The organism is Actinoallomurus rhizosphaericola (genome assembly GCF_024055675.1).
GTDB lineage: Bacteria > Actinomycetota > Actinomycetes > Streptosporangiales > Streptosporangiaceae > Actinoallomurus > Actinoallomurus soli.
Genome location: NZ_JAMXMW010000007.1, coordinates 356,407 through 378,929, shown reverse-complemented (window position 1 = coordinate 378,929; position 22,523 = coordinate 356,407). Strand labels below are relative to the sequence as shown.

Genomic DNA, 22,523 nt, shown 5'->3' with positions numbered 1-22,523 from the left:
CTTCCCCCCGCAGACGCCCCTTCCCCCAGCGGCGGGGGGGGGGGCCCCCCGGCCGCATGGTCCGGAGCCTGCGGGCCTCGGCTCGTCCGAGGCCGCGAACCTCAGCTCTTCGAGGCCGCGGCGAGCGCCGTCTGGCCGCTGAAGACCGGCAGGTAGCCGCTGGCGTGGCCGGTCGCCGTCGGGTGGTAGGAGTTGCCGATCGGCCAGGTGACCGCGTTGAGCCAGTTGTCGCCCGAGCACAGCTCGTGCCCGGCGAACTGGCCGCGTACGTCGGCGAAGGTGAACCCGGCGTTGGCCGCAGCCTTGCCGATCACGGTGTCGAGTTCGTCGGCGGCGCTGTTCAGGGCGACGTGCTTGGTGTGGCTCATCCCGATGCACCCGGAGTCGTTGGTGATGTAAAGGTGCGGGTAGTCGAGCACGACGACGTGCGCGTTCGGGGCCTTCGACCTGATCGACGAGTAGACGTTGTTCAGCAGCCCCGGCAGCTGCGTGTCGGCGAAGTTCTTCGCGGTGTTCACCGCGCTGACGCAGGACGAGTCCGAACTCAGGACGCAGGTCTGCATGACGCTGCTGAATCCGGCGTCGTTGCCGCCGATCGTGATGCTCACCAGCGAGGTGCTCGAGCTGAGCGAGCCGAGCTGGCTGTTCAGCACGTCGCCGGTCTTCGCGCCGGCGCAGGCGGCGAAGGCGAAGGAGGCGGGGGAGTGTGCGGCGGCCCACTTGGCGGGGTAGGCGTTGCTGCTGCGCTGGCAGGCGCTGTCCAGGTCGTAGGAACCGGCACCGGTGCCCGACGAGTACGAGTCGCCGAGCGCAACGTAATTGGTCGTCGACGCCGAGGCGGAGGCGGCGGCGCCGACCACGGTGGCGGCCGAGACGGCCAGCGCGCACGCTGCGGAGACGACGAGGCGGGGGAGTTTCATCGACTCTCCTGAATGGGGGGACGGAGGCTCGACTAACTCAAGCACCGAAAACCCCGTTTGAGGAGAAGCCGAAATCGGCCAGTTTTCGTGACCGATTCAGTCGTTGACATCCGACGGAACAGATGTCAGATTTGTTAACTATTGTCAGAGACGGCCGACTCGGGCGTTCCTCTAAAAGACGCGGGTCGACCTGCGGTCATCTCAGGCGAGGGCGACCTGGGAGTCGCGGCCGAGCGCGATCAGCGCGAGATTGCGCAGTGAAACCGACCCCGGGCGCAGGTAGTCACCGTGGCCTCCGGATCCGGCCGCGAAGACCCGCGCGCCGAACGCCGGCGACACCGGGTCGGTGCCGAAACCCAGTCCGAACACCCGCACGTGCGGGACCATCCCGATCCAGTCGCTCGCCCCACGCCCCGCCCAGACCCGGGCCCGCGTGCCCAGGCCGGCCGCGCTGGACGCCGACATCCCCGGGCTCCCGAACGCCGCCACGTCGTTGACGGGCAGGCCCCTGACCGCCTCTCCGCACACGACCGATCCGTAGCTGTGGCAGAGCAGGGTCGTGTCGGCGGACGGGTTGAGGCGGTGGACGTCGGTCACGAACCGGCGGAGCCGGGCCGCGCCCGTGTCGGCGCGGAAGTCCGTGATGACCCCCGGGCTCGTCACCTTCGGCGGGCTGTAGCCCAGCCAGGCGACAACGGCGAGGTCCGTACCGGGTTCGATCCGGCGGGCCTGGCCGAGCAGCGCCCGTGCCCCGCCGCCCGGCGTGGCGTACGGCCGGCTCCCTCGGACGTCGAAGGTCGTCAGGGTCGTGTCGGCGCCCGGCACCAGGATCGCCACCCGCCGCGCGTGCGCGAGGTCACCGAGGACCTCGACGCCACGGCCGGTGCCGCGCGCGTCGAAGAAGAGGAACTGCCGGCCGGGCGTCATGAGGCGGGTCAGCGACCGGGCCATCGCGAAGTCCTGGATCCGTCGCGCCGTCTTCAGCGCGGCCCCCATCGCGCGGCGGTTCGCCTTGTAGCGGGCGGCGAGGGTCGACACCGACAGGGCCGGCAGGGCCCCGGGCTTGGCGTACATGTTGACGCGTCCCGCGCCGAGAGTCGTCACCCAGATCGCGATCACGACCGCGACGGCCGCCAGGCACCTGCTGAGTCCACGGGTACGAGGCAGTCGAGGTGTGATCATACGGGGGATCCTCCAGGCGACGAGGCACGGCGTGAGCGGGAGCCGGATCCGGACGAGGCCGGCCGCGCACCCCGCCGGCCGGCTCTGGAAGAGGCCCCCACGCGGCACCGGGCCACAGCATAGGTCACATCGATCGTCACCATGCCGTGGTGGGGCCGCCGGGAAGTGAGACGGGCGGCCGGGGACGTTGGTTCGCCCCGGCCGCCCGCCGATCCCGCGGGACCGTCCTCGCCGCTCTCCGTACGGCTCTACCGGACCAGCGCCCAGGAGGACGGGGACGTGTCCGGGGCGGCCGACGTGTTCGCGCGCTTCGCCCGGTAGATCTCACCCTGGTGGTCCACCAGCGCACCCGCCGGGTAGGCGGTGCCGGTCTGCCACACCGTCAGGCCGACCGGCGAGATCCGGCTCGTACGCCCGTCGACGGCGCGGGTGCGCAGCAGCACGGTCGGTCCGGCCTTCACCGGTCCGCCGTACGGCCGCCAGGAGACGCCGTCGGTGGAGTACTCGATCGCCATGCCCGGGTTACGGACGTTGGCGGTGAGCGTCCCGTCGCGCACCTGCCCGCCCGGCAGGGGGATGCGGTAGTTCACGCCGACGCCCGGCAGCCCGACCGGCTTGTAGAAGGACAGCAGCGGGAAGGTGACCTGCCCGAGGGTGTTCGAGAAGACGTCCCACGCCGCCGGCATCTGCGCCGTGTCCGGCGTGTGGCGGTTCCAGGCCCGCTCGGCGACGCCGAGGAGCTTGGGGAACGCCTGGTACTCCCGCAGTCCCTCCGACTTGCCGTTCTCGGCGAACAGCTGCGCCTCCATCCCGAGGATGTTCTTGCGGCCCTCGGGCGTCAGCTTCTCCCAGCTCGGGCTCGGCTGGATCGGGTTGCCCCAGCGGTCCTCGGTCGCGCTCGCGTACACGTCGTACGGCTGGTAGGTGAACGTGCTCTTCTCGTCCACGTAGTTGGCCCAGTAGTAGCCGGGCTCGTCCGGGTCCTTGTTGTAGGCCAGGTCCATGTACAGGTTCGTGGCGTGCGCCAGGATCACCTGCCGGCCGGTGTTCGCGAAGTGGTATGCCCAGTCCTCCCGGCCCCAGCCCCAGACGTTCTGCCAGGGCAGCGCGATGAAGTGGTCGAGGTTCAGCGTCCGCGGGTCGTCCCGGACGACGTCCTCCCACCCCGCGGTCGTCGGCGCGACCGTCAGCGCGATCCGGTTCCACTTCGTGAAGAAGTAGTTCATCAGCGCGGCGTCGTCCTTGCCGGCGGTCTCCGGGTTGCTCTTGCAGGCGGGCGACCCCTGCCAGCGGTTCGGCCCCGGCGGCTCGTCGCCGCCCAGGTTGAAGGTGTTCAGCGGCGCGCCGGCCCGGGCGTACAGCTTCTTGACCTCGGTCGCGACCTTGCCGAGGAACGCGTAGGTGCTCGGCAGGCACGGGTTGGCGAGGTTGTCGGTGTAGCCCTGGACGCTGACGTGGTTCGAGGTGTCCTTCGGGTCCAGCAGCCGGTACGTCGCGTCGCCGGTCCGCTGGTAGCGGTGCTCCATCGACTGGACCGCGGCCCGCGCGTGCGCCGGGAAGTCGAACTCCGGGACGACCTGGATGTGCCGCCGGTTCGCGTACTTCAGGATGTCGACGAAGTCGGCCGTCGTGTAGTAGCCGCTGCCCTTGCCGACGAAGTTCACCGTGTCCTGCTCGAACCCCTGGTACGCGGGCCTGTGCCCCAGGTTGGCCTCTGTGGCGTCGCGGGCCTTGTCCGTGACGCCGTCGCCGCCGCCGAGGTCGTTGCCCGAGCCCATGGCCTGGTGCAGTTGCGTGTTCCGGCCGAGGTCCAGGCCGCGGTGCGCGCCGAAGTCGGTCAGCTCGGGGAGCCCGGGGATCTGCAGCCGCCAGCCCTCGTCGTCGGTGAGGTGGAAGTGCAGCCGGTTCAACTTCAGGTACGACATGAGATCGAGGAACTTCTCGATCGTCTGCCTGGTCTCGAAATGCCGCGCGACGTCGATGCCCATGCCGCGGTATCCGAACAGCGGGGCGTCGCTGATCGTCGCCTGCGGCACGGCGATCTGCGACGGCCGGGCGCCGCGGGCCGCCGCCGCGTACGCGGACACGGGGATGAGCTGGCGCAGCGTCTGCACCCCGTACAGCACGCCGGCTGCGTCCTTGCCGACGATGTCCACGCCGTGGGCGGTCGCGCGCAGCGTGTAGCCCTCGGCGTCGGCCTTGCCGTCGTTGTCGACGTCCAGCTTCGGGTCCACCGACAGTCGGATGACGGTCCCGCCCCCGTCGCCCCGGCCGCCGCCGCCCTTGACGACGTCGCCGAGCGCCGACCGCAGGTAGCCGGCCTCGCCGGACAGCCCGGCCGAGTGGCGGATCGCGGTCCGTCCGGTGATGGTCACCGTGCCCTGGCCGGCGGTGGCCGACAGGGGCTGCGGGACGAGCCGTTGCTGCAGGCTGAGGTTCGCCTTCTGCGCGGTGTCGTCGGCGTACCGCGTCGCCGCCGTCTGGACGGGCCGGTTGTCGCCGGAGAACGCCTTGGTCTGCTTCGGATCGGCCGGATCCAGCAGCGCCTTGGCGGGCACCCATTCGGCGGTCCCGCCGCCGAAGGAGATGCTCCAGCCCGCGGGCGCGTCGGTCTTCTGAATCGCCCAGAGCTCGAAGTTCATGTCGATCTTGCGGCGCTCGCCCGGCTTGAGCGGCGCGAACGCGCTCGTGGGCGTCAGGGCGTAGAGGTCACCGCTCTGCGCCCGGTCCGCCCGGGCGACCGCCAGGCCCTGAGAGGCGAGCTGCGCACGCGCGGTGTCCCCGGCCGCGCCGGACAGGACGGCGGCCGGCTGGCGCACGGAGTTGAAGTACAGGGTCCAGCCGCCCGCGAGGGAACACCGGCCGCCCCCGTTGGCCAGTGTGAGACGGGCGAGGTAGTACTGCGCGTCGGTGACGGTGTGGTCGATCGGCTGGAAGGTGACGGACAGGTCCCGCCCGTGCGGGTGACACGCGCCGGGCGTCGCGTGGGCGGGGGCCGTCGTGAAGACGAAGGACGAGGTCAGCGCGGTCGCCGCCAACAGGCGGAGCGCTGCCGATCTGATGGGGATGCTCATCGTGGAAGGTGCCGCTCTCCTGGGAGTCCGGTAGGGGCCATCGTCGCCCGATGGCTGGGCGTTGAAGAGGCGCAGCGGGGGAGAGGGACGGTCACGGACCGTCGCGCGGCCAGGGCTCTAACACGGACAGGAAACTAACCTGTTTAATTTTTGCGGCGCAATGCGCCCGACCTTCTCCGGCCATGAAGATCGCGGTCAGACCCTCTGACCACGATCGGTCAACGGACCCGGGTCTACGCTCGAACCGTGATCGACGGCGTACGAGACGAAGGAAGCGCACCACACGGCGGCGGCGACGCGCCCGGGGAAGAAGCGACGGCGGGGGCGAACGCGTCCGCCCGGCACCCGCACGCGACGCCGAGCGGGCGGGCGGCCGCGACGACGCCGAGCGGGCGGGCGGGGCGTGACCCGCGCCGCCGCCGGGCCCTGCTCGAGGCCGCGGACCGGATCATCCTCCGTGAGGGCCCGGAGGCGTCGATGGCCGCGATCGCGTCCGAGGCGGGCATCAGCAAACCAATCCTTTACCGGCACTTCGGCGACAAGTCCGGCCTCTACCAGGCCCTCGCCGAACGGCACACGCGGGCCCTGATGGACAACGTACGGGCGGCCTTCCTGCGCCCCGGCGACATCCGCACGCGGTCGCGGGCGGCGATCGACACCTACCTCGCCGCCATCGCCGCCAACCGGCACCTCTACCGCTTCCTCGTGCACCGGGCCAGCGCCGAGGACACCGCCACGCACAGCGCGATGGGCACGGTCATCCGCGGCCTCGGCGGCGAGATCGCCGACATCCTGCTCCGAGAGGGGCTGCTGCCCGACCCGGTCCGGGTGCACATCTGGAGCCACGCCACCGTGGGCATGGTCCAGGCGGCGGGGGAGTGGTGGCTGGACCACCCCGACGTCCCGCGCGAGACGGTCACCGACGGCATCGTCGCCCTCCTTCTCGACGGCCTCCCGGAGGCCACCCGCCGCTGACCCCTGGGGGCGGAGCATGGCCGTTCGGGCGGTTTGTCCAGGTTTGCCATGGGTAGGGCGAGCCGTGACAGGGGGCGAATCCAACAGTGGCCGTCGCGAGACCGGTGTGACCTGTGCGCGCGTCTCGCGTGGGGAGGGGGGCCACATGAGTGCGGCGGAGAGCGGGAAGACGGCCTCGGCGGTCTCCGAGTCCAAAGGCGGCGCGGTGACCGCCCGTACGGGCGGTGAGCTGGTCGGCGAGCACGGCAAGACGTCGATCGCGGACGCGGTCGTCGCCAAGGTCGCCGGTATGGCGACCCGCGAGGTCCCAGGGGTGTACGCGATGGGCTCGGGCCTGTCGCGGGCGGTGGGGGCCGTCCGCGAACGTCTTCCCCGGGCCGGCGGTCCGAGCATCACCCGTGGCGTCATGGTCGAGGTGGGCGAACGGCAGACCGCGATCGACCTGGACATGATCGTCGAGTACGGCGTCTCCATCCCCGACCTCGCCAACGGCGTGCGGCGCAATGTCATCAGCGCCGTGGAGAAGATATGCGGACTCGAGGTGACCGAGGTCAACATCACCGTGGGCGACGTTCACCTCCCGGACGAAGAAGCCGAACCGGCCGAGCCACGGGTCCAGTGACGCTCTTCGGCGACCCCGTCGACACCGCCGAGGCCGGGAGGCTGGCCGACCGGATCAGGAAGGCCGTGACCGGCTGCGCGTCGGTTGCGCGACTCGCCGAGGGCCCGGTCGCCACCTATCTGCCCGGTCGCGCGGTCCAGGGCGTGGCCGTGGGAGAGGGGGAGGTGCGCATCGCGGTCGTGGCCGTCTACGACCGGCCGCTGGCCGAGGTCGCCGACCAGGTGCGGAGAGCAGCGCGGAGCGTGGTACCGGAGTGGCGGATCGACGTGGCCATCGACGACATCGAGATTCCCGGACGGCACGGGTGAGAGCGGATCGGCACGACTTCAGCCTCTGGGTGCGGACCCATCACCCGGACGTGGGCGGCGACCCGGAACGGTTCGCCGCCGGCCTGGAACGCTGGCGCGCCGGCGCTGTAACGGAGGCAGGGGAGACGGGGAACGTGACGGTGTTCCGCTCCCGCGGCGGGCTGTGGCCACTCGCCCGCTGGGCGAGGCGCCGGTGCGGGGCGAAACGGCACCTGGCGTGAGGAATGCGGGGGGTGTGAAAGGCATGGACGAACTGCGCTGGTGGCCGGTGGTCGGTCTGGCGTTCGGAACCGCGCTCGGCTTCGCCGGTGCGTTCGGCGGCGTCGGCGCGTTCCTGATCGTGCTGGTGCTCGGGGTGGTCGGCCTCCTGACCGGGCGGGCGCTCATGGGCGATCTGGACCTGCGCGAACTGATCGGCGGCCGGAGGCACTCGTGAACCCCGCGCCGGCGGTGCCCGACGAGGGCGCCGCGACGGAGGCGGAGACCCGGGGCCACACCACGATCACCGCCCGGGTCGTGGAGAAGATAGCCTCCCGCGCGCTGGCCGAGGTCGAGGGAGTCCGCGGGGCCGCCGGGAGGTTCGCGGGTCTCCCGTTCGGAGGCGGCACGGCGGCCGCCGCACCGCGCGTGAGGGCCCGCGTCGACGGTGGGCTGGCGATGGTGCGGATGCGGATCCGCGTCGCCTACCCGGCGCCGATCCGGCAGGTGACCCGGGATCTGCGCGCCCTCGTCATGTCCCGCGTCGGTGAGCTGACCGGCCTGCGGGTACGCCAGGTCGACATCGACGTCGCCCGGCTGACGCCGCCCGAGCGAGCCGGCGGGCGGCCGCTGTGACCGCCCCGGAGCAGGACCGTCCGGCCGAGGCGACCGCCCCGCTCCAGGGCCGGCCGCCCGCGGAGATGTCCCGCCGCGAGCGTCGGCGCGCGTTCCGGCCGCGCCGTGCGATCCCGGCCATCGTGACGGCCGCCGCGCTGGCCGCCGCCACCATCCTCATCGCCGTCGAGGTGATCACGGCGCTGGTGTCCCACCACGAGGGGAACGTGCTGCCGGTGCCGTTCCTGGCGCGGCTCGGCCGTGACACGCGCTGGGCGGACCCGCTCGCGCTGGCCGTGGCGGCCCTGATCGCGGCGCTCGGCCTGCTGCTGCTCCTGCTCGCGCTGTGGCCCGGACGCCCGCGGGTCATCGCACTGGCCTTCGACGACCCCGCCGCGCTCGTGGGCATCACGGCGGCGGGGCTCCGGCGGCAACTCGCACAGGCCGCCCGGACCGTCGACGGCGTCACCGGCGCCCGCGTCAGGGTCCGGCGCGGCGGGGTACGGGTCCGGGCGGTGAGCCCGCTCCGCGATCCCGAGGGTCTGGCCGAGCAGGTGGAGCAGGCCGTCACCGGACGGATCCGGGAACTCGCGCCGCTGCACCCGCCCCGTGTGCACGTCACCGTCCGGCACCGGGAGGACTGACCCATGCTCCGCCGCACCGCACGCCGGAACCGCATCGGCCTGGCGATCATCGGGCTCATCCTGTTCCTCGGCGGCCTCACGGCGTTCATCCGCGGACTCGGCCTCTACCCCGGTGTCCTCGGAGCCGCCCGCAGGCCGGTCACCGACCGGGCCGCCCGTGCCTTCGTCGACGGTCATGTCTGGTTCTGGGCCGCACTGGCCGCGGTCGCCATCGTGATCGGAGTGGCCGCCCTGCACTGGCTCATCACCCAGGCCGCCACCGGCGTCCAGCGGACGATCCGCCTGGAGGACGACCCGCGGGAGGGGATCACGGCCCTGCCCGCGCGCGTGGCCGGCGACGCCGTCCGGAACGACCTCCTCGACAGCCCCGACGTGCGGGGTGCGACCGCGACGTTCACCGGGACTCCGGCGCACCCGTGTCTCCGCCTCACCATGACCCTGGAGCCGAACGCCGATCCGGCCGGCGTCGAGGACCTCATCCGCCCGGCCCTCGGGCGACTCCGCCAGAGCATTCAGGCCCCGGACCTGCCCGCCATCGTCCGCATCCGCACCGGCCGCTGACCGGGCCCCGTAAGCCCGGCCACGAGCCTCGCCGTGCGGCCCCGCCCCGCCGGCCGGCCGTCATGCGGGCACCGAGTGCCCGGCCCGGCGGAGGTCCTCGGCGAGGCACCGGCCCGTATGTGATCCCTCGGCGGTGAGGAGGCCGTCCGGCCTGCCCTCGTACAGGACGCGCCCGCCGTGCCGGCCCGCCTCCGGCCCCAGGTCGATGACCCAGTCGGCGTACTTGACGACGTCGAGGTCGTGCTCGATCACGATGACGGTGTTGCCGCCGTCCACCAGGCGGTCGAGCAGGCGGAGCAGGCGGCGGGTGTCCGCCATGTGCAGCCCGGTGGTGGGCTCGTCGAAGACGTAGACGACGCCGCGGTCCCGCAGCCGGTGGGCGAGCTTGAGCCGTTGCCGTTCGCCGCCGGACAGGGTGGACAGCGGTTGCCCCAGGGTGAGGTAGCCGAGTCCGACCTCGCGGAGGAGGGAGAGCCCGCTGCGAATGCGGGCGTCGTCGAAGAAGCCGTGCGCATCCTCGGCCGTCATCGCGAGGACGTCGGCGATCGTCCTGCCCCGGACCGTGTGGCGCAGTGCCTCGTCGTTGTACCTGCGTCCGGCGCAGCGCTCGCACACGGTCGTCACCGGGTCCAGGAACGCCAGGTCCGTCTCGATGTATCCCCGGCCCTGGCATTCGGGGCACGCGCCGGTCGAGTTGAAGCTGAACAGTCCGGGATCCGTGCCCGAGGTACGGGCGAACAACCGGCGGACGGCGTCCATGACGTCGAGGTACGTGGCCGGGGTCGAGCGCGTCGAGACGCCGATCGCGGACTGGTCCACCACGACGGTCTCCGGGTGCTGCGCCGTGAACACCTTGGAGATCAGGGTGCTCTTCCCGGATCCGGCCACGCCGGTCACGCAGGTCAGCACTCCGGTGGGAACGCCGACCGTGATGTCGCGCAGGTTGTGCAGGCCGGCGTTCCGGATCGGCAGGGTGCCGGTGGGGACTCGGTACCGCCCCTTCAACCCGGGCACGGTGAGGAGGCTCCGGCCGGTCGGCGTCCCGGCCCGGCGCAGCCCGTCGACGGTGCCTTCGTAGATCACCTGACCGCCGTCGCCTCCCGCGCCCGGCCCCATGTCGACGACGTGGTCGGCGCTCTCGATGACGGCCCGGTCGTGCTCGACGACCAGCACGGTGTTGCCCTTGTCGCGGAGGGCGCGCAGCAGGCCGGTCATCCGGCGCACGTCGCGCGGGTGCAGGCCGACGCTGGGCTCGTCGAAGATGTAGGTGAGGTCGGCCAGGCTGCTGCGCAGGTGCCGTACCAGCTTCAGCCGTTGGGCCTCGCCGCCGGACAGGGTCGAGGTCTCCCGGTCCAGACTGAGGTAACCGAGGCCGACCGCCTCCAGACCTCGCAGGGCCGCCACGGCGGCCTCGGCGACGGGCCTGACGGTGGGCGCCTCGATCCGGGCGAGCCGGGGGATCAGCTCACCGACCTCCAGGGCGGCGTAGTCGGCGATGTTGTCCCCATCGATGCGCGAGTCCAGCGCCGCCCGGTTCAGGCGGGACCCGCCGCAGACCGGGCATGCCCCCTCGACGACGACCTGTTCGACCGCCGCCCGATCCTTGGCCTTGAGACCGTCCAGCCGGTCCTTGAGATAGCGGCGTTCGAACCGGAGGACGATCCCCTCGTAGGCGTTCTTGTAGACGCCGTTGCGGCCCCTTCGGTCCACCGTGAACCCGCTGCCGTACAGCAGCAGTTCCCGGTCGGCGTCACTGAACTCACGGATCGGCAGATCAGGGTCGAACAGCCCGGACTCGGCGTACAGCTGCCACAGGAACGTGCCGGGCGCGAACGCCGGGAACCGGATCGCGCCCTCGTTCAAGCTCTTGTCCTCGTCCAGCAGCCGGCCGAGGTCGAGGCGGACCGTGGTGCCCAGGCCCTCGCACTCTTCGCACATCCCGCGCGGGTCGTTGAAGGAGTACGCGTGCGAGGGGCCGGCGCTGGGCCGTCCGTGGCGGGAGAACAGCACCCGGAGGATCGGGTTGATCTCGGTCATCGTGCCGACCGTCGATCGCGCGTTGCCGCCGACGGGCCGCTGGTCGATGACGACCGCCGTGGACAGGTTCTCGATGACCTCGGCGTCCGGTCGCTCGTACCGTGGCAGCCGGTTGCGGATGAACCACGGGAACGTCTCGTTCAGCTGCCGCTGCGACTCGACGGCGATCGTGCCGAAGACCATCGAGGACTTCCCCGAGCCGGAGACGCCGGTGAAGACGGTCAGCCGGTGCTTCGGGATGCGCAGGTCCACGTTCTTGAGGTTGTTCTGGCGGGCGCCACCAACGACGATCACGTCACCGGGACGAGCGCTCGGATCATCCGTCATGGGTTCGTCCCCCGGGGGTCGGCGGACCGGCGAGACCGGACCGGTCGGGCACGGAATATGGTTTCCGATTGGAAACTATATCGGGGTCCGCCCTCATCGGCCCCCGCTGAGCCGCGCGCCTAGGATTGATCAGTGCCGGCGGATCCGCCGTCCTCGTCATCCGAACCGGGGGTCCTCCATGACGACATCCGGCACCCCACCGGAAATGCCTCTCGGCGAGCCCGACGAGCTGGAGAACGCCCTGTCCCATCTCCAGTGCGTCCTGGTGGCCCGGCGGGCGCTGACCAACCCCGAAGGGGTCACCTGGCAGCAGTACGACGTGCTCGAACTCCTGCGCATCCGCGGGCCGATGATGCCCTCGGCGCTCAGCACGGCCCTCGGCGTCTCCCGGCAGACGATCTCCAAGGCCCTCCGGGTCCTCAAGGACCTCGGACTCGTCGGCCAGGAGACGGCCGCCGCGGACCGGCGCGAGCTGACCACGTTCCTCACCGCGGAGGGGCGCTCCTTCCTCGCCCGTGTCGCGCACCAGCGCCGGGAGAACGCCCGGACCGTGACGGCCGCTCTCACGCCGGCCGAACGCGCGCTGTTCACGGAGCTCTGCGCGAAGGCGACGGCGGCGATCGAGGCGCTCAGCGGCGACGGCGCGTCCCTGCGAGCCGCGTCCTCGGCCCCTTCACCGTGAAACGGCGGCCGCCCCGATCGGGGACGGCCGCCGTCTGCGCGCGAGACCGACTGGGTCAGGCGAGCTCCGCCTCGATCTCGCGGCTGCCCGCGGCGACCCGGGGGTCGCCCTCGTCGGCGTAGTAGTCGTCGGCACGGGTGGCGTCGACGCCGTCCGCGGCCTTGACCGCCTTGAGCACGAGGGTCGCAACGATGGCGACGACCAGGTTCACGAGCAGCGCCAGCATGCCGACGTAGACCGTCACCTTGCTGTCGAACCCGAGATCGCTGAGCGGGTACGCCGAGCCGCCGAAGTGCGTCTTGTGGGTGGCGGGGTTCGGGATGCGGTACAGCATCCACAGGCCCGTCGCGAGGCCCGCGACCCAGCCGGCCATGAGGCCGCCGCGGTGGAACCAGCGGGTGATCAGGCCGAGGCCGACCGCCGGGAGCGTCTGCAGGATGATGACGCCACCGATCAGCTGCAGGTCGATGGAGAACTGCGGGTCGAGCAGCAGGATGCACGCGACCGCGCCGACCTTGACGACCAGCGAGACCAGCTTGCTGACCTTCGCCTCCTCGGCCTCGCTCGCGTTCCGGCGGAAGTACTCCCGGTAGATGTTGCGGGTGAACAGGTTCGCGGCGGCGATCGACATGATCGCGGCGGGGACGAGCGCGCCGATGCCGACGGCCGCGTACGCCACGCCCGCGAACCAGCTCGGGAACATGTGGTCGAACAGCAGCGGGACGACCGTGTTGCTGTCCGGCTTGCCGCCGGAGGTGAGCGGCTTGATGCCACCCGCGATGGCCATGTAGCCGAGCAGCGCGATCAGGCCGAGCACGAAGCTGTACGCCGGCAGCGCCGCCATGTTCCGCTTGATGACGTTGCGGTTCTTGCTGGCCAGCACGCCGGTGACGCTGTGCGGGTACAGGAACAGCGCCAGCGCCGAGCCGAGCGCGAGCATCGCGTAGTTGAGCTGGTTGTTCGCGTTCAGCAGGGTGCCGTCCGCCGGGGCCGGCGTCTTGTCGAACTTCGTCTGCGCGGCGCCGAAGATGTGGCCCCAGCCGCCGAGCTTGTGCGGGATGTACAGCACCGCGACGATGATCACGATGTAGATCAGCGCGTCCTTGATGAACGCGATCAGCGCGGGCGCCCGCAGGCCCGACTGGTAGGTGTAGGCCGCCAGGATCGCGAACGCGATCACGATCGGCCAGTGGCCGGTCACGCCCATCGCCTTCAGGGTCGCCTGGATGCCGACGAGTTGCAGCGCGATGTACGGCATCGTCGCGACGATCCCGGTGATGGCGATCAGCAGCGCGAGCAGCGGCGAGCCGAAACGGGCGCGGACGAAGTCGGCGGGAGTGACGAAGCCGTGCACGTGCGACACCGACCACAGGCGGATCAGCACGAGGAAGACCAGCGGGTAGACGACGACCGTGTACGGCACGGCGTAGAAGCCGGCCGCGCCGGCGCCGAACACCAGCGCGGGCACCGCGACGAACGTGTAGGCGGTGTACAGGTCACCGCCGATGAGGAACCAGGTGATCCACGAGCCGAAGCTGCGGCCGCCCAGGCCCCACTCGTCGAGGGTGTGCATGCTGTCCGGGCGGCGCCAGCGGGCCGCCACGAAGCCCAGCGCGCTGACCAGGACGAAGAGGACGATGAAGACGATGAGTTCGGTGAGGTGTCGGCTCGACATGCCTCAGTCCTCCTTCGAACCCGGGTCGCGCCGCGTCATCAGGTACACGACGGTCGTCGCCGCGACGCCGAGGATGATGAACGCGAACTGGGCCCAGTAGAAGAAGGGGAATCCGGCGAGCCGTGGCTTGTCCTTGTTGAAGAGGAAGGTCAGGAGCGGCACGACGACCGGAAGGACGAGCAGCCAGTTCCAGGGGCTGCGATCGCCGCGACGAGGCCTGGGTGTCGTCTCGGCCAAGGGGGGTCCTCCTTGGTGCGTCAACTACGTGATAAGGCCGTCCGGGGGGCATTCCGGGCAGCCGTAATCGGATTTCTCACCACGAATTTCATCAGCGCTAAGTCTCGGTTAGGTCTCGGCGGCGTACGGCTTCGGCCTCTGACATGGGCGGGAACCGTGCGCCCCCGACCGCGCCGCCGGTCGACGCCACCCGGAGGCGCGGCCGGGGGCCGTGGTCCGCGCGGATCGTGTCTCGTGGCGCCGACGTCGGCGCCGAGGTGGCCTCGTGCTAACTTGGTCATATGACCAAGTTGGTCGATCGGCCAAATTCGGCGCGCGGCGGCCGCCGTCGTGAGCAGCTGGTGGCCGCCGGGGTCGCGTTGCTGCAGCGGGACGGGTGGCCCGGCGTCACGACGCGCGCCGTGGCCGAACACGCCGGCGCCCGCCCCGGTCTGATCCACTATCACTTCGGCGGCCTGCCCGGCCTGCACGCGGCGGTCTTCCGCCGGGCGACGGACCTCATCATCGAGCCATTGGTCTCCGAGCTCCTGGCGGCTCCGGGCGAGCAGGCGGCGCTGGCGATGATGCGGCAGATGATGCCCCAGGCGCCGGCGGACGAGGCGACGGCCAGGCTGGCCGCGGAGCTGATCGTGGGCGCGATGCGCGACCCCGCCCTCGGTGTGGTCCTCCGCGGCGAGCTTCGCCGGGCCCGCGCGCTGATCGCGGACCGTCTCGGGGAGCTGCATCCCGGCTGGCCGCCGGCCCGGCTGACAGGAGTGGCGACCCTGATCACGGCCGCGATCGACGGGCTGATGCTGCACCACATGATCGACTGCGAGCTTCCGGCCCGCGAGGCGCTGTCCGCGGTGGGGGAGCTGCTGGACCACGAGGACGACCGTGGGAAGGACTGAGATCGTGGAGATCGTCAAGCACGTCACCCCGCCGACCGGGCTGCGCCGCAGGCTGTGGCGCCTTCCCATCGGCCTGTACCGCGTCGGGCTCGGGCCGCTGCTGGGACACCGGGTCATGCTGCTCACCCACACCGGGCGCGTCTCCGGCCGTCGCCGCCAGGCCGTGATCGAGGTCGTCGAGCACGACGGACACGGCTACGTCGCGGCGTCCGGGTTCGGGACCCGCGCGGACTGGTACCGCAACGTGATGGCCACGCCCGAGGTCACGATCCAGGTCGGCGGGCGGACCCTCCCGGCGACCGCCACCCCGCTCGACGCCGATGAGGGCGCGCGGATCATGGCCGCGTACGCGCCGCGCCACCCGGCCGCGGCCCGGCGGCTGTGTCAGATCATGGGCTTCGCCGTCGACGGCAGCGTGGAGGACTACCGCGAGGTCGGGCGGCACATCCCGTTCGTGCGATTCGTGCCGCGCGCGAGCCTTACCTGAGGGTCCGCCGGGACGTGGCATGTCCCGGTGGCGCCGCCGGACCGGACCGGGTAGCCTTCGGCCTATGCGAACCCAGTCGACCCAGTGGTGGTGGCGCCGCTAGGCGGCGCGGGTTACGCATTCTCTGACACCGCAGCGACCGCCTTCGTCCGGCGGTCGTGTCACCTCTCCGCCGGAGAAGGCCCGACATCGAGGGGCCGATCGTGGAGACGACGACGGAGTATGTGACGGCGGGGGGCGTCCACGTCACCCGCACCGACACGCCGGTGGACCCGGCACGCAAGAGCGACGCGCTCGACGTCCTCGTCGAGGCCGTGGGGACGCGTCGTGGTGGCGTGCTCAGCTCGGGCATGGAGTACCCCGGCCGGTACAGCCGGTGGCACATGGCCTACGTCGACCCCTGCCTGGAGATCGTCGCGCGCGGCCGCCGGCTCGTGGTCCGCGCCCTGAACGACCGCGGCCGCGTGCTCCTGCCCGCCGTCTCCGCGGCGGTGTCCGCCACCGGCGAGCCCGTGGACCTCCCCGACGGCATCGAGGTGTTCGTCCCCTCCACCGACGAGGTGTTCACCGAGGAGGAGCGCAGCCGCCGCCCCACCGTCTTCACCGCGCTGCGCGCGGTCACCGACCTCTTCCGCGGCGAGGACCCCCACCTCGGCCTGTACGGCGCCTTCGGCTACGACCTGGCCTTCCAGTTCGAGCCCATCCGGCTGAACATCGACCGCCCGGCCGACCAGCGTGACCTCGTCCTCCACCTCGCCGACGAGATGATCGTGGTGGACCGCAAGCGCGAGACCTCGGCCCGAATGTCGTACGACTTCGAGATCGGCGGCGTCAGCACCCGCGGCCTGCCCCGGGGGACCGAGCCCACGCCCGTGCCCCGCGCCGCCGAGCTGCCCCCGCAGCCGACACCGGGCGCCTACGCCGAGGTGGTCCGCGAGGCCAAGGAGAAGTTCATCCGCGGCGACCTGTTCGAGGTCGTGCCCGGCCACGTGATGTACGCGCCGTGCGAACAGCCGGCGGCGTTCTTCGAGCGGCTCCGGGTCACGAACCCGGCCCCGTACGAGTTCTTCTTCAACCTCGGCGAGGGCGAGTACCTCGTCGGAGCGTCCCCGGAGATGTTCGTGCGCGTCACCGGGGACCGCGTCGAGACCTGCCCGATCTCCGGCACGATCCGGCGCGGCGGCGACCCACTCGAGGACGCCGACAACATCCGCGAGCTGCTCAACTCGGCCAAGGACGAGTCCGAGCTGACCATGTGCACCGACGTCGACCGCAACGACAAGTCCCGGGTCTGCGTCCCCGGCAGCGTCAGGGTGATCGGCCGGCGGCAGATCGAGATGTACTCCCGGCTGATCCACACCGTCGACCACATCGAGGGCCGGCTGCGCCCGGGCTACGACGCGCTCGACGCGTTCCTCACCCACATGTGGGCGGTCACCGTGACCGGTGCGCCCAAGACCTGGGCGATGCAGTTCATCGAGGACCACGAGGAGACGCCGCGCCGCTGGTACGGCGGCGCCGTCGGCTGCATCGGCTTCGACGGCTCCATGAACACCGGCCTGACGCTGCGCACCGCGCAGATCCGGGACGGCGTCGCCGCCGTACGCGCCGGAGCGACCCTGCTGTACGACTCCGACCCCGACGCCGAGGAGCGCGAGACCTACCTGAAGGCACGGGCGCTGCTCGAGGCGCTGTCCCCGTCCGGCCGGGACGAGACCGCCGGCGGCGCGCCGGCGCGCGAAGGCGCCGGCGAGGGGATGACCGTCCTGCTCGTCGACCACCAGGACTCCTTCGTCAACACGCTCGCCGACTACTTCCGGCAGCAGGGCGCGGACGTGACCACGCTCCGGTTCGGATTCCCGGACAAGATGCTGGATGAGATCCGGCCCGACCTGGTCGTGCTGTCGCCCGGCCCCGGACGGCCGGCCGACTTCGACACCGCCGGCCTGCTCGACGCCGTCTACGCCAGGGAACTCCCGGTGTTCGGCGTCTGCCTCGGCCTGCAGGCCATGGTCGAGCACGCGGGAGGTGAGCTCGCCCTGCTGCCCGAGCCCGCCCACGGCAAGCCGGGCCGGGTGGTCGTCGACGGCGGAGACCTGTTCGCCGGGCTGCCGGACGAGTTCACCGCGGCCCGCTACCACTCGCTGCACGCCAAGGCGGGGCAGGTCCGCGGCGGGTTCACGGCGACCGCGATGCTCGACGACGTCGTCATGGCGATCGAGGACCCGGCCAACGGGCGCTGGGCGGTCCAGTTCCACCCGGAGTCCATCCTCACCGCCACCGGGGAGACCGGGCACCGGATCATCGCCAACCTGCTGCGCCTGTGCCGCGAGGCCCGCCGGCCCGTGGCCTGAGGGACCGCCCGTACGGGCCCGGGCCGCGAGGTGCGGCGCCCCCGGCTTGAGGGGCCGCCCGTACGGGCATTGATCAGGCGTGAAGGCAGGCGACGCGCTCGACGAGGCACTGTCGATGCCGCTCGTCGACCAGCACTGCCACGGCGTGCGCCGCGACGACCTCGACCGGGCCGCCTTCGAGAGCCTCATCACCGAAGGCGGCCCGTCGCCGGCCGGCACCACGCACTTCGACAGCCCGGTCGGCCTGGCGGTCCGCCGCTGGTGCGCGCCCGTCCTCGGCCTCGAACCGTACGCCGAGCCCGAGGCCTACCTCGACCGGCGACGGGAGCTCGGGGCCGAGGAGGTGAACCGGCGGCTGCTGCGCGCCGCCGGGATCGCCGACTTCTGCGTCGACACGGGCCCGGCCGACGAGACCATGCTGACGCCCGCGGAGATGGGGAGCCTCGGCGACGCACGGGGTCACGAGGTCGTACGGATCGAGGAGGTCGCCGAGGACGTGGCGGGCCGCTGCCCACCGGCGACGGCGTACGCCGCCGAGCTCGCCGACGAGCTCGCGCGCCGCGCGGACCGGGCCGTCGGCCTGAAGACGGCCGTCGCCTACCGGTACGGCTTCGACTTCGACCCGCGCCCGCCGGCGCCCCGGGAGGTCACCCAGGCCGCCTCGCGCTGGCTCGCCGGGCCGAGGCGGCTCACCGACCCGGTGCTGCTGCGGCACGCGCTGTGGACCGGCGCCGACATCGCCGGCGACCGCGAGCTGCCACTGCAGATCCATACCGGCATCGGCGACACCGACCTGACCCTGCACCGGGTGAACCCCGCGCTGCTCACCGACTTCATCCGGATCGTGCCCGCGCCCATCGTCCTCCTGCACTGCTATCCCTACATCCGGGAGGCCGCCTACCTGGCCGCGGTGTTCCCGCACGTGCACGCCGACCTCGGGCTCACGGTCACCTACACCGCCGCGTCGTCGGCGCGGGTGATCGCAGAGTTCCTGGAGATGGCGCCGTTCCACAAGATCCTGTTCAGCACCGACTGCTACGGGCTCGCGGAGCTGTGCCACCTCGGCGCCCACTTCTTCCGGCGGAGCCTGGGCGCCGTGCTCACCGAGCGCGCGGGGGAGTGGTCGTCGGCCGACATCGTGCGCATCGCGCGCCTGATCGGCGCCGACAACGCCCGCCGCCTGTACTCCCTGAATCAGGCCTGACGCGGCTCGATCTCGACGCGGTTGTCGTGGAAGACGGCGCCGTGACCCATGTCGGAGTCGCGTTCGTCGACGGTGGCGTTGACGGTCGCGCCGCCGTTGAATTTCGCCCAGTGTCCCTTCGACGTCGCCGCCACCCCGGGCCGTACGCGATCGGACACGCGCGCGACGGCGTCGAACGCGCCGCGGGAGTTCGACACCCGGATCGGCGCCCCGTCGGCGATGCCGCGCGCGGCGGCGTCGTCCGGGTGCACGGTGACCGTCGGCGCGCCGGCGCGCCGGCGCAGCTCCGGGTTGTTGCCAAACGTCGTGTTGAGGAAGTTGTGCTGCGCCGCCGAGATGAGGACCAGCCCGTCGCCGGGATCGGCCGGGGGAGTGTAGCCGGGCAGCGGGTCGTGCCCGACCCGGGTCGCCCGCACGGAGTAGAACTCCAGCTTTCCCGACGTCGTCGGGAACCCGTCCGCGAAGGGCAGGAACGGCCGCGCGACGTTCAGCCGGGCGAACCCCTCCTTCCGCAGCGTCTCGACCGTGATCCCGGCGAGTGACGGGTGCGGGGAGTCCAGAAGCTGCCGCGCCAGGTCCTCGTCGGAGTCGTACAGGCTCGGCTCGGTCAGGCCCATCCGGCGCCCCAGGCGCCGGAACGTCTCCGAGGTCGACAGGCACTCCCCGGGCGGCGCGACCGCCGGTTCGTTCCACACGAGGTACAGGTGGCCGTACCCGGCGATGACGTCCAGGTGCTCGGTCTGCATCGTCGCGGGCAGCACGATGTCGGCGTAGTCGGTCGTGTCGGTGAGGAAGTGCTCCAGGACCACGGTGAACAGGTCCTCGCGCGCCAGGCCCCGGCGCACCTTCGTCTGGTGCGGGTTGCTGCCGACCGGGTTCGCGGCGATGACGAACAGCGCCTTGACCGGCGGGTCGTCCACGTCGAGCAGCCCCTCGCCGAGCCGCGTCATCGTCAGGGAGCGCACCGGGTGCGGCAGCAGATCGATGCGCACCAGCTTCGGCAGGTTCAATCTGAAGTGCCCGCTGGTCGAGTAGCACAGGCCGCCGCCGGGCAGCGCCCAGTCGCCGGTCACGCCCGGCAGGCAGGCGAGCGTGCGCAGCGCCATCCCGCCGCCCGCGTGCCGCTGCATGCCCTGCGTGGCGCGGATCGCGGTCGGCCGGGTCCGGGCGATGCGCTCGCCCAGCGCGACGATCCGCTCCTCCGGCAGGCCGGTGATCCGAGCGACGCGGTCGGGCGGGAACTCCTCGATCCGCGCCCGGAACTCCTCCCACCCCAGCGTGTGCCGGTCGATGAAATCCTGATCGTGCGCGCCGAGCCGTACGATCACGTGCATCAGACCGAGGGCCAGCGCCGCGTCCGTGCCCGGCAGCGGGGCCAGGTGCTCGTCGGCCTGCGCGGCCGTGCGCGTGCGCACCGGGTCGATCGCGACGACGTACGCGCCGTCGCGCCGGGCGTCCTGGATGAACTTCCACACGTGGTGGCCGCTGGTCAGCGGGTTGGTGCCCCAGAGGATGATCAGCTTGGAGCGGGCGAAGTCCTCCGGGTCCATGCCGCCGGCCGTGCCGAGCGTGTACTTCAGCCCGGTGCTCCCGGCGATGGAGCAGATCGTCGGTTCGTGGACCGACGCGCCGAGCACGTTGAAGAACCGGCGGCCCGCGAAGCCCTCCAGCCCCTGGATGTAGCCGAGGGACCCGGTGCCGTGGAACGGCCAGATCGCCTGCCCGCCGTACGTCTCCACGACCTCGCCGAGCCGCGAGGCGATCTCGTCGAGGGCTTCCTCCCAGCTGATCCGCTCGAACCGGCCCTCGCCCTTGCGGCCCACCCGGCGCAGCGGATGCAGGATCCGGTCGGGCGCCCTGGTCTGCTCCAGGTAGCGGTTCACCTTGACGCACAGCGCCCCGCGCGTCACCGGGTGCGCGGGATTGCCGCGCATGCCGACGGCCTCGCCGTCCTCGACGTCGACCACCCAGGAGCAGCCGTCCGGGCAGTCCAGCGGGCACGCGCCCCAGACCTTGGTCAAACCTCTCCCTCGAAACGCTCGGCCAGGTAGGCGTCGATGTCGGCGCCGTCGTCATTGGCGAGGACGTGCCGCAGCCAGGCGCGCCGCTCGAAGTCGGTGACGGCCAGCTCCCTCGCGCTGCCGATGGCCGGCGTCGGATGCGGTCGCATGGCGCCGAGCCGGTTCGGCAGGGCCGAGAATATCCGCTGGTGGATCTCGCTCTCCCCGGCCCACCAGTCGTAGAGGGCGTAGGCGTAGTCCGGGGCGTCGTGGACGATGACGAAGCCGACGCCGTACCGGTCCATGTCGTGCGGCTCCTCGCCGCCGCTGTGCGCCGCCGGCTGCGGCAGCGCGGTCGGAACGAGCAGCTCGGCCGTCCTCACCAGCTCCGGCCGGGGCCGCTCGCCGCTCGCGGCGATGCCGTAGAACTTCAGCCGCCAGCCGGCCGACTCGTGCAGCTTGAGGAAGCCGACCGACCGGGGTCGATGGGCGCCGGTCCTGGTGATCGTGGTCTGGGTCACGGTTCCTCCTCGGACAGGTGCTCATTCAGTTATACCTGTCATCACCGTCTCGCCCCGACATGCATTACGGGTGGCGGGCCCCGTCGAGGAGCGTCCCGTCTCCCCTAGGCTTGGACCCCATGAAGAGCGTTGAACCCGAGGTCTACCTGGTCGCACGTCCTGAGTTCGACTACGACGAGGTGGCGCGCTACCTCGCCGAGGTGGGCGGCGAGAGCTGGCTGGAGCGGCTCGACCGCGGCGATCTCGACGCCGAGCTGAACGATCCGGAGAACCTCGCGGAGTTCGCCGGACGCCTGTGCTACCGCTCCTGGGAGCCGGGCCTGAACCCGAACGTCACGCGGGTCCGCACCGACCACGCCGCCTACCTGGAGAACATCCTCCGCCAGCTGCACGGCTCGGTGCTGGAGCACGTCAGCTTCTCCTTCGTCCTGCACAACGTCAGCCGCGTCATGACCCATGAGCTCGTACGGCACCGGCCCGGGGTGGCGATCTCGCAGGAGTCGATGCGCTACGTGCGGCTCCAGGACATCCCGTTCTGGTTCCCCGAGTGGGCGCGGGAGGACGCCGAGCTGATGAAGCGGGCCACGGCCGTCCTCGACCAGCTCGAGGAGTTCCAGGGGTGGATGGCGGGCCACTTCGGCCTGGACGACGAGGGCGTGCCGTTCGCCGAGAAGAAGCACAAGACCAGCTTCATGCGCCGCTTCGCGCCCGAGGGCGTCGGAACCGGCCTGGTATGGACGGCGAACGTCCGGACACTCCGGCACGTCATCGAGGCACGTACGGCGGCGGGCGCCGAAGAGGAGATTCGTCTGGTCTTCGGCAAGGTGGGCGACCTCATGCGCAAGGAGGCCCCGTCGTTGTTCGGCGACTATGTCGTCGAGGACGGCGCCTGGGTCCCCCAGTGGCGCAAGGTCTGACGACCCGCCCGGTCGTCCCGGCCCCGTGGGGCCGGGAGGACCCGCGCTGAGCGATGCGGCGGCCCGGCCGGCATCCAGGCCGACCCGGACGCG

At 71.7% G+C, this 22,523-nt stretch carries 22 protein-coding genes; 14 read left to right on the top strand and 8 right to left on the bottom strand.

The window, feature by feature from the left end; translation table 11 throughout:
• Positions 1-101: 101 nt before the first annotated feature.
• The 3 genes from NE234_RS18955 to NE234_RS18945 all read right to left on the bottom strand — a co-directional run bounded on the left by NE234_RS18955 (position 102) and on the right by NE234_RS18945 (position 5,176).
• Positions 102-920, bottom strand: a complete 819-nt coding sequence (locus NE234_RS18955; RefSeq protein ID WP_252781719.1) for an SGNH/GDSL hydrolase family protein — start codon at positions 918-920, stop codon at positions 102-104.
• A 201-nt stretch (positions 921-1,121) separates the two neighbouring features.
• Positions 1,122-2,102, bottom strand: a complete 981-nt coding sequence (locus NE234_RS18950; RefSeq protein WP_252781717.1) for an alpha/beta hydrolase — start codon at positions 2,100-2,102, stop codon at positions 1,122-1,124.
• Between the two features lie 248 nt (positions 2,103-2,350).
• Positions 2,351-5,176, bottom strand: a complete 2,826-nt coding sequence (locus NE234_RS18945; protein ID WP_252781716.1) for a family 20 glycosylhydrolase — start codon at positions 5,174-5,176, stop codon at positions 2,351-2,353.
• 246 nt (positions 5,177-5,422) lie between these two features.
• Here NE234_RS18945 and NE234_RS18940 point away from each other — a divergent pair, with 246 nt between their 5' ends.
• From NE234_RS18940 to NE234_RS18905, 8 genes are all read left to right on the top strand, one after another.
• Complete coding sequence (locus NE234_RS18940; protein ID WP_308206905.1) at positions 5,423-6,151, top strand: TetR/AcrR family transcriptional regulator; 729 nt, start codon at positions 5,423-5,425, stop codon at positions 6,149-6,151.
• A gap of 145 nt (positions 6,152-6,296) precedes the next feature.
• Entirely contained in the window at positions 6,297-6,773 is a 477-nt protein-coding gene (locus NE234_RS18935) for an Asp23/Gls24 family envelope stress response protein (RefSeq protein WP_252781714.1), read from the top strand.
• On the top strand, positions 6,770-7,081 hold the full coding sequence (locus tag NE234_RS18930; protein ID WP_252781713.1) for a hypothetical protein: 312 nt from the start codon (positions 6,770-6,772) through the stop codon (positions 7,079-7,081). The genes NE234_RS18935 and NE234_RS18930 overlap by 4 nt, the downstream gene beginning before the upstream one ends.
• Positions 7,078-7,302 (top strand): hypothetical protein, encoded by a 225-nt coding sequence (locus tag NE234_RS18925; protein WP_252781711.1) that lies wholly within the window; start codon positions 7,078-7,080, stop codon positions 7,300-7,302. The genes NE234_RS18930 and NE234_RS18925 overlap by 4 nt, the downstream gene beginning before the upstream one ends.
• A gap of 23 nt (positions 7,303-7,325) precedes the next feature.
• A complete protein-coding gene (locus NE234_RS18920) occupies positions 7,326-7,517 on the top strand; it encodes a hypothetical protein (protein WP_252781709.1) in 192 nt (63 codons plus the stop codon).
• Positions 7,514-7,915: an Asp23/Gls24 family envelope stress response protein gene (locus NE234_RS18915; protein ID WP_252781707.1), complete on the top strand. Its 402-nt coding sequence runs from the start codon at positions 7,514-7,516 to the stop codon at positions 7,913-7,915. Before NE234_RS18920 ends, NE234_RS18915 begins: the two co-directional genes overlap by 4 nt.
• Positions 7,912-8,538: a DUF6286 domain-containing protein gene (locus tag NE234_RS18910; RefSeq protein ID WP_252781706.1), complete on the top strand. Its 627-nt coding sequence runs from the start codon at positions 7,912-7,914 to the stop codon at positions 8,536-8,538. Before NE234_RS18915 ends, NE234_RS18910 begins: the two co-directional genes overlap by 4 nt.
• 3 nt (positions 8,539-8,541) lie before the next feature.
• Positions 8,542-9,099: a hypothetical protein gene (locus NE234_RS18905; protein ID WP_252781705.1), complete on the top strand. Its 558-nt coding sequence runs from the start codon at positions 8,542-8,544 to the stop codon at positions 9,097-9,099.
• Positions 9,100-9,159: 60 nt separating this feature from the next.
• On the opposite strand, the gene NE234_RS18900 is transcribed toward NE234_RS18905, so the two are convergent.
• Positions 9,160-11,463, bottom strand: coding sequence for an ATP-binding cassette domain-containing protein (locus NE234_RS18900; RefSeq protein ID WP_252781704.1), 2,304 nt, complete (start codon positions 11,461-11,463; stop codon positions 9,160-9,162).
• Between the two features lie 205 nt (positions 11,464-11,668).
• Between NE234_RS18900 and NE234_RS18895 the strand changes: the two genes are divergently transcribed.
• The gene (locus tag NE234_RS18895; protein ID WP_252781702.1) at positions 11,669-12,145 is read left to right on the top strand and encodes a MarR family winged helix-turn-helix transcriptional regulator; all 477 of its coding nucleotides are present in this window, start codon (positions 11,669-11,671) and stop codon (positions 12,143-12,145) included.
• 55 nt (positions 12,146-12,200) lie between these two features.
• Here NE234_RS18895 and mctP read toward each other — a convergent pair whose 3' ends face one another.
• Complete coding sequence (mctP, locus tag NE234_RS18890; RefSeq protein WP_252781701.1) at positions 12,201-13,820, bottom strand: monocarboxylate uptake permease MctP; 1,620 nt, start codon at positions 13,818-13,820, stop codon at positions 12,201-12,203.
• A 3-nt stretch (positions 13,821-13,823) separates the two neighbouring features.
• Positions 13,824-14,057 (bottom strand): DUF3311 domain-containing protein, encoded by a 234-nt coding sequence (locus NE234_RS18885; protein ID WP_252781700.1) that lies wholly within the window; start codon positions 14,055-14,057, stop codon positions 13,824-13,826.
• 281 nt (positions 14,058-14,338) lie between these two features.
• Here NE234_RS18885 and NE234_RS18880 point away from each other — a divergent pair, with 281 nt between their 5' ends.
• From NE234_RS18880 to NE234_RS18865, 4 genes are all read left to right on the top strand, one after another.
• Positions 14,339-14,947, top strand: coding sequence for a TetR/AcrR family transcriptional regulator (locus tag NE234_RS18880; RefSeq protein WP_252781698.1), 609 nt, complete (start codon positions 14,339-14,341; stop codon positions 14,945-14,947).
• Positions 14,934-15,434: a nitroreductase family deazaflavin-dependent oxidoreductase gene (locus NE234_RS18875; protein WP_252781697.1), complete on the top strand. Its 501-nt coding sequence runs from the start codon at positions 14,934-14,936 to the stop codon at positions 15,432-15,434. Before NE234_RS18880 ends, NE234_RS18875 begins: the two co-directional genes overlap by 14 nt.
• A gap of 203 nt (positions 15,435-15,637) precedes the next feature.
• On the top strand, positions 15,638-17,788 hold the full coding sequence (locus NE234_RS18870) for an anthranilate synthase component I (protein ID WP_252781695.1): 2,151 nt from the start codon (positions 15,638-15,640) through the stop codon (positions 17,786-17,788).
• 79 nt (positions 17,789-17,867) lie between these two features.
• On the top strand, positions 17,868-18,992 hold the full coding sequence (locus tag NE234_RS18865) for an amidohydrolase family protein (RefSeq protein ID WP_252781694.1): 1,125 nt from the start codon (positions 17,868-17,870) through the stop codon (positions 18,990-18,992).
• Here the strand turns inward: NE234_RS18865 and NE234_RS18860 are convergent.
• Both NE234_RS18860 and NE234_RS18855 read right to left on the bottom strand, forming a co-directional pair.
• A complete protein-coding gene (locus tag NE234_RS18860; RefSeq protein ID WP_252781692.1) occupies positions 18,983-21,013 on the bottom strand; it encodes a molybdopterin-containing oxidoreductase family protein in 2,031 nt (676 codons plus the stop codon). The two genes, NE234_RS18865 and NE234_RS18860, sit on opposite strands and share 10 nt — an antisense overlap.
• Positions 21,010-21,513 carry a hypothetical protein gene (locus NE234_RS18855; RefSeq protein ID WP_252781690.1) on the bottom strand — a complete coding sequence of 168 codons (504 nt, stop codon included), beginning with the start codon at positions 21,511-21,513 and terminating at the stop codon, positions 21,010-21,012. The genes NE234_RS18860 and NE234_RS18855 overlap by 4 nt, the downstream gene beginning before the upstream one ends.
• 119 nt (positions 21,514-21,632) lie before the next feature.
• Here NE234_RS18855 and thyX point away from each other — a divergent pair, with 119 nt between their 5' ends.
• On the top strand, positions 21,633-22,430 hold the full coding sequence (gene thyX / locus NE234_RS18850; RefSeq protein ID WP_252781689.1) for an FAD-dependent thymidylate synthase: 798 nt from the start codon (positions 21,633-21,635) through the stop codon (positions 22,428-22,430).
• Positions 22,431-22,523: the final 93 nt, after the last annotated feature.